The organism is Acidovorax sp. HMWF029, from assembly GCF_003060895.1.
Lineage (GTDB): Bacteria > Pseudomonadota > Gammaproteobacteria > Burkholderiales > Burkholderiaceae_C > Acidovorax.
In genome coordinates this window covers 7,451-15,907 of sequence record NZ_QAIH01000053.1, presented here as the reverse complement: position 1 = coordinate 15,907, position 8,457 = coordinate 7,451, and the positions used below count along the sequence as shown (strand labels likewise).

General features: G+C 61.1%; 13 protein-coding genes. 11 read left to right on the top strand and 2 right to left on the bottom strand.

The annotated features are described in order from the left end of the window. The 8 genes from DBR12_RS03290 to fliR form a co-directional block, all read left to right on the top strand. The coding region (locus tag DBR12_RS03290; protein WP_233244272.1) for a flagellar hook-length control protein FliK at positions 1-527 on the top strand (527 nt) is incomplete at its 5' end. A 393-nt stretch (positions 528-920) separates the two neighbouring features. Continuing rightward, positions 921-1,505 carry a flagellar basal body-associated FliL family protein gene (locus DBR12_RS03285; protein ID WP_233244271.1) on the top strand — a complete coding sequence of 195 codons (585 nt, stop codon included), beginning with the start codon at positions 921-923 and terminating at the stop codon, positions 1,503-1,505. Between the two features lie 19 nt (positions 1,506-1,524). Then, positions 1,525-2,529, top strand: a complete 1,005-nt coding sequence (fliM, locus tag DBR12_RS03280; protein ID WP_108615940.1) for a flagellar motor switch protein FliM — start codon at positions 1,525-1,527, stop codon at positions 2,527-2,529. Then, positions 2,519-2,959 carry a flagellar motor switch protein FliN gene (gene fliN / locus DBR12_RS03275; protein ID WP_108615939.1) on the top strand — a complete coding sequence of 147 codons (441 nt, stop codon included), beginning with the start codon at positions 2,519-2,521 and terminating at the stop codon, positions 2,957-2,959. The genes fliM and fliN overlap by 11 nt, the downstream gene beginning before the upstream one ends. Before the next feature lie 7 nt (positions 2,960-2,966). Beyond that, positions 2,967-3,350: a flagellar biosynthetic protein FliO gene (locus tag DBR12_RS03270; RefSeq protein ID WP_108615938.1), complete on the top strand. Its 384-nt coding sequence runs from the start codon at positions 2,967-2,969 to the stop codon at positions 3,348-3,350. A 25-nt stretch (positions 3,351-3,375) separates the two neighbouring features. Next, positions 3,376-4,119: a flagellar type III secretion system pore protein FliP gene (fliP, locus tag DBR12_RS03265; protein WP_108615937.1), complete on the top strand. Its 744-nt coding sequence runs from the start codon at positions 3,376-3,378 to the stop codon at positions 4,117-4,119. A 14-nt stretch (positions 4,120-4,133) separates the two neighbouring features. Beyond that, a complete protein-coding gene (gene fliQ / locus DBR12_RS03260) occupies positions 4,134-4,403 on the top strand; it encodes a flagellar biosynthesis protein FliQ (RefSeq protein ID WP_108615936.1) in 270 nt (89 codons plus the stop codon). Between the two features lie 74 nt (positions 4,404-4,477). Continuing rightward, on the top strand, positions 4,478-5,248 hold the full coding sequence (fliR, locus tag DBR12_RS03255; RefSeq protein ID WP_108615935.1) for a flagellar biosynthetic protein FliR: 771 nt from the start codon (positions 4,478-4,480) through the stop codon (positions 5,246-5,248). An 18-nt stretch (positions 5,249-5,266) separates the two neighbouring features. Here the strand turns inward: fliR and DBR12_RS03250 are convergent, their stop codons facing one another. After that, complete coding sequence (locus DBR12_RS03250) at positions 5,267-5,896, bottom strand: response regulator transcription factor (protein WP_108615934.1); 630 nt, start codon at positions 5,894-5,896, stop codon at positions 5,267-5,269. Further along, positions 5,893-7,002 (bottom strand): ATP-binding protein, encoded by a 1,110-nt coding sequence (locus DBR12_RS03245; RefSeq protein ID WP_108615933.1) that lies wholly within the window; start codon positions 7,000-7,002, stop codon positions 5,893-5,895. Before DBR12_RS03245 ends, DBR12_RS03250 begins: the two co-directional genes overlap by 4 nt. A gap of 185 nt (positions 7,003-7,187) precedes the next feature. On the opposite strand from DBR12_RS03245, the gene DBR12_RS03240 reads away from it, so the two are divergent. From DBR12_RS03240 to DBR12_RS22505, 3 genes are all read left to right on the top strand, one after another. Further along, entirely contained in the window at positions 7,188-7,634 is a 447-nt protein-coding gene (locus DBR12_RS03240) for a hypothetical protein (RefSeq protein ID WP_108615932.1), read from the top strand. 49 nt (positions 7,635-7,683) lie between these two features. After that, positions 7,684-8,046: a response regulator gene (locus tag DBR12_RS03235; protein ID WP_108615931.1), complete on the top strand. Its 363-nt coding sequence runs from the start codon at positions 7,684-7,686 to the stop codon at positions 8,044-8,046. Positions 8,047-8,086: 40 nt separating this feature from the next. Continuing rightward, the coding region (locus tag DBR12_RS22505) for an Hpt domain-containing protein (RefSeq protein ID WP_233244270.1) at positions 8,087-8,457 on the top strand (371 nt) is incomplete at its 3' end.

The following is an 8,457-nucleotide window of genomic DNA, read 5'->3' as shown; positions in this document are numbered from 1 at the left end:
GTCCTGGCGAGGGGGCGGCCGGGGGGGGCGCTTGGTCGGACGGCAGTGCGGGCATTTCCCCGCTGGAGCCGGGGAATACTGATAGCCCAGCCGGGTTTGTGGACCCCGGTGCCGCCGGAGCAGAAGAGCAGGTGGCCGACCAGGTAGCGTACTGGGTCAACCAGAAAACGCAGAATGCGGAGTTGACGCTCAATCGCGATGGTCAGCCCGTGGAGGTTTCCGTGTCATTGTCGGGCAACGAAGCGCATGTCACTTTCCGCAGTGACCAGGCGCAGACCCGTGAACTGCTCGACCAGAGCATGGCCCAGCTCAGGGATTTGCTGCGCAGCGAAGGGCTGGTGCTGTCGGGTATGTCGGTGGGCACGTCGGCACGGGATGGCGCAGGTGCGCAGGGCGGCGATGGGAGGCAGCCCCGTGGCCGCGATGGCGCCCGCCAGGCGCAGGTGATTTCCAGTGCACCGGTGGGTACCGCATCGCTCGCGCGGGACGGCAGCGGGGCTGATCGCTCGGTAGACATTTTCGTTTGACCTGTTGACCCGGAGGCATGGGCGTATGCGCAGGCGGCCACCGCCTGCACGTATCCCTGGGGATTTTCTGCACGAATCACCGCGCCTTGTGCGTCTGCGGTGTGGGCGGGGCCGTTGCGTTGCAGCTACTCGCAACAGCCAGGATTGCTAAGGTCGCCGGGCTATGTTGGGGTTTGCGTTTGGCAGCCCAACCTGATCCGCAATGCACATTTGCCGCTCGATTCGTTCGGAGGATCCCGAGGGCAACGACGGCGAGCGCAGTGAAAGCCATGGTTTTGGGCTTTTATTCTGGCTATTATTGGTTACACCCCCGTCCAATAATGGGCCATACGGCTTTGCTTGCACTTTGATAGTGCGCGCACGGCTTGCTCCCTATCGCAAGGAACATCCATCGTGTCAGCCAATCCCCCCGCAGCTGCTCCAGCGAAAAGCAAGAAGATGCTCATCATCATCATTGGCGTCGTTCTGGCGGTGCTGGTGATCGGGGGGGGCGCAGCGGCCTGGTTCATGACCCGCTCGCATGGCGAGGAGGAAGAGGGGGGGGCGGCGCCTGCCGCCCGCAAGGAGGCCCCCAAGGTGGCCCCCACTTTTCTGCCCTTGGAAAACATGGTGGTCAACCTTGCCGACCCCGGAGGGGACCGCTTTGCCCAGATTGGTATTACCCTGGAGCTGGAAGACGCAAAAACCGCCGAGCAGGTCAAGCTGTACCTGCCGAGCATCCGCAGTGGCATCCTGATGCTGGTATCTCAGCGCACGTCTGCTGAGCTGCTGCTGCGGGAGGGCAAGGAGAAACTGGCCACCGACATCCGCCGCGAAGTCTCCCGCCCCTTGGGTTATTCGGTGCCCACGGAGCGTGAACGTGAGCGCGCTCGGGCAGAGGCTGAGCAGGACGGAGATGCGGAAGACCGCCCTGCGCGCAAGCGCGTCGAGCGCAACCCCGTGCAGCGTGTGCTGTTCTCCAACTTCATCATTCAGTGAACCGGGGTAAGGACCAGCCATGAGTGATTCATTTCTTTCGCAGGAAGAGGTTGATGCCCTTCTGGAAGGGGTCACTGGCGAGAGCCAGAAGTCTGTCGAAGAGGTGGCAGAGGCTGGCTCGGTTCGCACGTACGACATCTCCAGCCAGGAGCGGATCGTCCGTGGCCGCATGCCGACGATGGAAATCGTCAACGAGCGGTTTGCGCGCAACTTCCGTATCGGGCTGTTTAATTTCATTCGGCGCAGCCCGGAGATTTCTGTTGGCACGGTGTCCGTGCAGCGCTACAGCGCATTTCTGCGCGAGCTGGCGGTTCCGACCAACTTCAACATTGTGGCGATCCGCCCCCTGCGCGGCAGCGGGCTCATTGTGTGTGAACCCTCGCTGGTATTCGGCATCATCGACACGCTCTATGGCGGGGTTGGCAAGTTTCAGACCCGGATCGAGGGGCGTGATTTTTCGCCCACCGAGCAGAGGGTCATCAATCGCTTGGTCGATGTCATTTGCGCCGAGTACAAAAAGGCTTGGCAGGGGATCTACCCACTGGAGCTGGAGTACCAGCGCTCCGAAATGCAGCCTCAGTTCGCCAACATTGCCACTCCCAGCGAAATTGTGGTGTCAACGGCGTTCCAGCTGGAAATCGGTGACCTCTCCGGGGCCATCCATGTTTGCATGCCGTATGCCACGCTGGAGCCGATCCGCGATGTGCTGTATTCCTCCACGCAGGGCGACTCCATTGAGGTGGATCGCCGCTGGGTGAATGTGCTCAAGCGCGAAATCCAGTCCGCAGAAGTCACGCTGGTGGCGGAACTGGCCAAGGCCGACGCCACGGTGGAGCAGCTGCTGGCCATGAAGCCCGGCGACTTCATTGAACTGGACCGGGAGCCTCGCATCCGGGCATCAATCGGAGGGGTTCCTATTTTTGAATGCCAGTATGGAACCCACAATTCCAAGTACGCCATCCGCATTGAAGAGTGCCTGCGTACGTCGGACATGAGCTGGCTGGGAGAGAAAAATGGCAACTGAAGAAGACAACAAGGACGCAGGCGCGGAAGACCCGTTTGCGGGCTGGGCCGAGGCGCTGGAAGAGCAAAAACGCACCGACGACAAGCCGGCGGACGCTGAGCAGGGCGGGCCGTTGTCCGGGGAGCCTGTGCGGCCGTTTTCTGGTTCTGCGGGCGGCGACACCGTCAACGACATCAACATGGTGCTGGACATTCCTGTCCAGCTGTCGGTGGAGCTGGGGCGCACCAAGGTGCCCATCAAGTACATCCTCCAGCTGGCGCAAGGCTCGGTGGTGGAGCTGGATGCGCTCGCGGGCGAACCCATGGACGTGCTGGTCAATGGCTACCTCATCGCCCAGGGCGAGGTGGTGGTGGTGAACGACAAGTTTGGTATTCGCCTCACCGACGTGGTGACCCCTTCCGAACGCCTGCGCCGGGTCAGCCGTGGATAGTGGGAGCATGACCCAGACCCTCCTGGTCGTGGTGCTCTTTGTGGGCGCCATGGCTGCGCTCCCCTGGCTGGTGCGGCGCCTGCAGCAGCGCCATGCGGGCGGCGCCTTGGCTGCGGGGGGCGCATCGCGCGTGGTGTCTGCGGTGGCGGTCGGACCACAGCAGCGGGTGGTGACTGTCGAGGTCGGGCCCGAGCATGCGCGCACCTGGCTGGTGCTTGGCGTGACGGCCCAGCAGGTGAGTTGCCTGCATGTGCTGCCGGTGTCGCCCTTGCCGGCGTCGACCACTGCCGGTGCTGGCACGGCGGTCGCAGGGATGTCCTCTTTTGCGCAACAGATGGCGGTGGCGGCTGCGGCTGATGCACCGCCCCTCGAAAAGGCGCCCCATGGTTGACAGATTGCCAACACTGGCCCCGGGCATGTGGCGGATGGCCATTCTTGTGGGGCTGGCGGGGCTGGGCATGCAAAGCCCCGCCTTCGCGCAGGCGGCTGGAGGCTTGCCCCTTGTGGTGGGCAGTGGACCATCAGGCACCAGCTACTCGGTGCCCATCCAGACACTGCTGTTTTTCACGGCGCTGTCCTTTTTGCCCGCCGTGCTGCTGATGATGACGGGCTTCACCCGCATTGTGATCGTGCTGTCCCTTCTGCGCCAGGCGCTGGGCACGCAGTCAGCGCCGCCCAACCAGGTCATCATCGGCTTGTCGTTGTTCCTGACCTTTTTTGTGATGGGCCCCACCCTGGACCGTGTCTACCAGGAGGCTTATGTGCCCTACACCAACAACACCATCACGTTCGAGCAGGCATTGGACAAGGCCGAGGCGCCCATGCGTGGTTTCATGCTCAAGCAGACGCGGCAGTCCGACTTTGCGCTGTTCTCGCGGCTCGCCCGCCTGGACCCGAATGTGACGGCAGAGACCGCCCCGATGCGGGTGCTGGTGCCGGCATTTGTCACCAGCGAGCTGAAGTCGGCGTTCCAGATCGGTTTCATGATCTTCATTCCCTTTCTGGTGATCGACATGGTGGTGTCGAGCATCCTGATGTCCCTGGGCATGATGATGCTGTCGCCGGTGTTGGTAGCCTTGCCGTTCAAACTCATGTTGTTTGTGCTGGCGGACGGTTGGAACCTGCTGATCGGCTCGTTGGCCGCCAGCTTTGTAACCTGAGGGAGGAGTGTGCGATGACTCCGCAAGTGGTATTGACCATCGGGCGTGATGCCCTGAACCTGCTGTTGATGATCTCCATGCCGGTGCTGGCGGTGGTGATGGCCGTGGGGCTTATCGTGAGCATCTTCCAGGCGGTCACCCAGATCCACGAAGCAACCCTGGCCTTTGTGCCCAAGCTGATCGCTGCGATGGTGGTGTTTGCCATCGCCGGGCCGTGGATGCTCAGCACGCTGGTGGACTATATCCGCAGGACCATTGAGTCCATTCCGTCGATGATCGGCTAGTTTTCAAGAAAAAAGGCCTTCTGCGCGCAACCATAAAAGGTTTTGCGCTATGGTATATGTAGCAAAATGATGCCATGATTACCTTCAGCGAAGCGCAGATCATGGCTTGGCTCTCGCCCATCCTGTGGCCCTTTCTGAGGGTTCTGGCCTTGTTCTCCGTGGCCCCGGTGTTCTCCATGCGGGTGGTGCCCATGCGCGTGAAGATTGGGCTGGCCTTCCTGGTTGCACTCTGTGCCCAGGGAGTGCTGGGGGATCAGCCGGTCATCAGCCTCAATGGCCGCGAAGCCCTGGGCGCCGTTGCGCAGCAGGTGGCGGTGGGGCTGGCCATCGGCTTCTCGGTGCGGCTGGTGTTCGCGGCGGTGGAGTTGGCTGGGGAAATCATTGGATTGCAGATGGGGTTGAATTTCGCGTCTTTCTTCGACCCCTCTTCGAATGCGCAGATCAGTGCCGTGGCCCGATTTTTTGGCCACATGGCCATGTTGCTGTTTGTGGTCATCAACGGCCATTTGATGATCCTGATGGCGGTGGTCAAGAGCTTCGACCGTTTTCCTGCCAACGGCAACTTCTTGCAGTCGCTTGCGCAGATGCGGCTGCATGAGCTGGGCGCGTCGCTATTTTCCAGTGCACTCTGGATTGCCCTGCCCATGATCGCGTTGCTGCTGTTCGTCAATTTGACAATGGGCATCATCTCCCGCGTGGCGCCACAAATGAACATCTATGCGGTGGGTTTTCCGGTCACGCTCACGGTGGGCATGCTGGGTATTGCAGCCACCTTGCCCATGCTGGAGCAGCCCGTGCTGGCGTTGATGCAGCAGGCAGTAGATCTGTTTGCCGCGCAGCGGTAGGGTGGGGCCTCTGCGCGCTCAGACCAGCTGATTGCGAATGGCGTAGACGGTGAGTTCGGCGTTGTTGGACAGCTTCAGCTTTTCCAGCACGCGCGAGCGGTAAACGCTCACGGTCTTGGGGCTCAGCATGAGCTCTTCTGCAATGTCCGACAGCCGCCGCCCGGAGGCGATCTTGATCAGCGTCTGCAGCTCCCGCTCAGAAAGCGTGGTGTGAAGGGCTTCGGGGGTCGGTTGTGCCAGGCTGTCCGCCAGCATCTGTGCCACCTCTGCCGTGAGGTATTTGCGGCCCTGCATCACTGTGCGCACGGCGGCAATCAGCTCGACCGGGTCCCCTGCCTTGTTGGCATAGCCCTGTGCACCTGCCTTGAGGCAGCGCAGCGCGTACTGGTCCTCGGGGTACATGGACACCACCAGCACCTTGATGGCGGAATGGGTCTCCCGCAGGCTGGTGAGCACTTCCAGTCCACTGCGGCCCGGCATGTTCAGGTCCAGCAGCAGGACATCACAGGCGGCGGTCCGCAGGACGTCGCGCAGCTCGGAATAGCCCCCTGCTTCGCCGGTGACATGGATATCGGTCGCTTCGGTCAGGGTGTCGCGTATCCCGCGCCGCAAAACGGCGTGGTCGTCACATAGGACCACATGAATCACGTCGCATCTCCTGGGGCTGTTGGTGAGGGCGATGGTAGCGGGATGGACAGAATGACCGATGTCCCCTGGCCCGGCCGACTGCTGATGTCCAGCCAGCCCCCGACGGTGCGCGCCCTTTCCTGCAAGCCCTTGAGTCCGAAGGCTTTGGGTTTGTTGAGCATCTCTGGCGCAATGCCATGGCCGTTGTCTGCCACTTCGAGTGTCAGCACCCCCTCCTTGTCTGAGAGTTCGATATCCACCTTGCCGGAGTTGGCGTGTTTGGAGATGTTGGTCAGGGCTTCCTGTGCTGTGCGGTAGGCGACGAGCTGGATGTCTGCTGGGGTGTCGATGGTGTCGCTGCTACTCTGAATGCGGGTGGGAACCCCTGTGCGCCGTTCAAAACCCGCCGCCAGCCACTGCACGGCCGCCACCAGGCCTTGTTCCAGGATGGGGGGGCGCAGGTTCATCATGATGCGCTGGCTGGCGCCGATGGCATGCTGCAGCATGTCGGCCGCCGAGTTGGCGTGCTCCTGCATGGCCGGGTCGGTGCTGTGTCGGCCGATCCAGGACACATCAAAACGCACTGCCGTGAGCGCTCCGCCAATGTCGTCGTGGATCTCCCGTGCGATTGAGGCGCGCTCTTGTTCGATGGAGGTTTGCAGGTGTTCTGCCAGCTCCGCCAGCCTGCGCTCAGAGGCGGCCAGCTCGGCCACTGCGTGTTCGCGCATGCGCCGGGCTTCGTGTACCTCCAGTGCACGCGCGATCACGTGGGGCAAGCGCTGGATATCGTCCTTGAGCAGGTAGTCGGCCACGCCCAGCCGCATCGCATCCACAGCTGCCGCCTCACCGATGGCGCCCGAGAGCAGGACAAACGGGGGATGTTGAGGCTTTTGCGCCACATGTGTCCACGCATCGAGTGCTGTGAACCCGGGTAGGCGGTAATCTGCCAGGATGATGTCGAACACCCCGGAGTCGGTGAGTCGCTGAAACTCAGAGAGAGTGTCTACTTGGTGCAACTGGCATTGGAGCCCTGACCGTCGCAGCGTTCTCGCTGCGAGTTCATGGTCAGCCAGTGAATCTTCAAGATGCAGGATTGCAAGGGTCTGGTCTGATGTTGCAGTGACCATAGGAGCGCTATCATAGGATACAAATTGGAACAAACAAGGGTGTTTGTCCCGTTGGGGTGGTTTCGGCGTCGGCGTCCAATGGGCGTGGATGCTACGGAGTGCGCAAAGCCCGGAAGTCTTTGGCGCATGTATCGTAGTCCCGTGTTTTTGCGTGCTTTGCTGCTAAGTGCTGCGATGGAGAAACGATGCAATCTACGCTAACAACGCCTGGAGGGCCTGCAGTCCAGGTTCCCGTCATGGTGGCGGCGGAACTGCAGGACTCCTTGTTGGTGGTGATGCATGACCTGCACCGCCTGGAGGGGCTGTTGAATCATGCGACGGACAATCTGCTGGAGCGTTTTGGTGAGGCCAATTCGATGCTGACGGACGCGGTGGTCTCGGACTCTCCTGAGCTGGTGGCTGCACGCGCTGCGTTACGCAGCGCCGTGACCGAGTTGCAGTTTCAGGACATGGCCTCCCAACTGATCTGGCACACCACCAAGGTGCTGCAGGGGTGTGCCTTTCGCTTGGCCTCAGAAGCCATGGGCCATGAAGAAGGCGAGGATGCTGCGCCCTTTGCGGAAATGGCACCTGACAGGCCGAACCCCGTCACGCAAAGCGAGATGGATGCAGGTTCTGTGGACCTTTTTTGATCTTCACATCATTGGTTAGCCTATATATTCAAGCCAGTTGGAGCCATACATGCAATCGATCCTTGCCGTAGATGATTCACCTTCCATGCGAAAAATGGTGGCGTTCACCCTCACGGGCGCTGGCTATCACGTTGTGGAGGCTGTGGATGGGCAAGACGCCCTCGAAAAAGCCGAGACGCACAACATTGATCTGGTGCTCGCAGACCAGAACATGCCTCGGCTCGATGGCATTGGGCTGACCCGCAAGCTTCGCGAGCACCCTAAGTTCAAGACCATTCCCATCTTGATCCTGACGACGGAGTCGAGTGACCAGATGAAGCAGGCTGGTCGCACGGCCGGTGCAACAGGCTGGCTGGTGAAGCCTTTTGACCCCAATCGTTTGATCGAAGTCATCCAAAAGGTGATCCGCTGAGCCGGGTTGACTGAGACCATCAAGTACACAGGAGCCCACCATGGCGGAAAGCTACCAAGAAGGTTCGGGTGCAGGCGCTGACTTCGACCTGAGCCAGTTCTATCAGATTTTTTTCGAGGAAGCGGGTGAGAACCTCGACCAGATGGAGCAGATGCTCCTGGATCTGGATCTGAGCAGTGCCAATGATGAAGAACTTAATGGCATCTTCCGTTGCGCGCACTCGATCAAGGGCGGCGCTGCCACATTCGGGTTTTCTGATGTCGCCGAGTTGACCCACCAGATGGAGTCGCTCCTGGACCGCCTGCGCCGCCATGAGTTGCAACCGATTCCACAAATGGTGGACGTGTTGCTGGAGTCTGCTGATGCATCGCGCAGTCTCCTTGCTCGGCACCAGGCGGGTGGCCAGGGCGA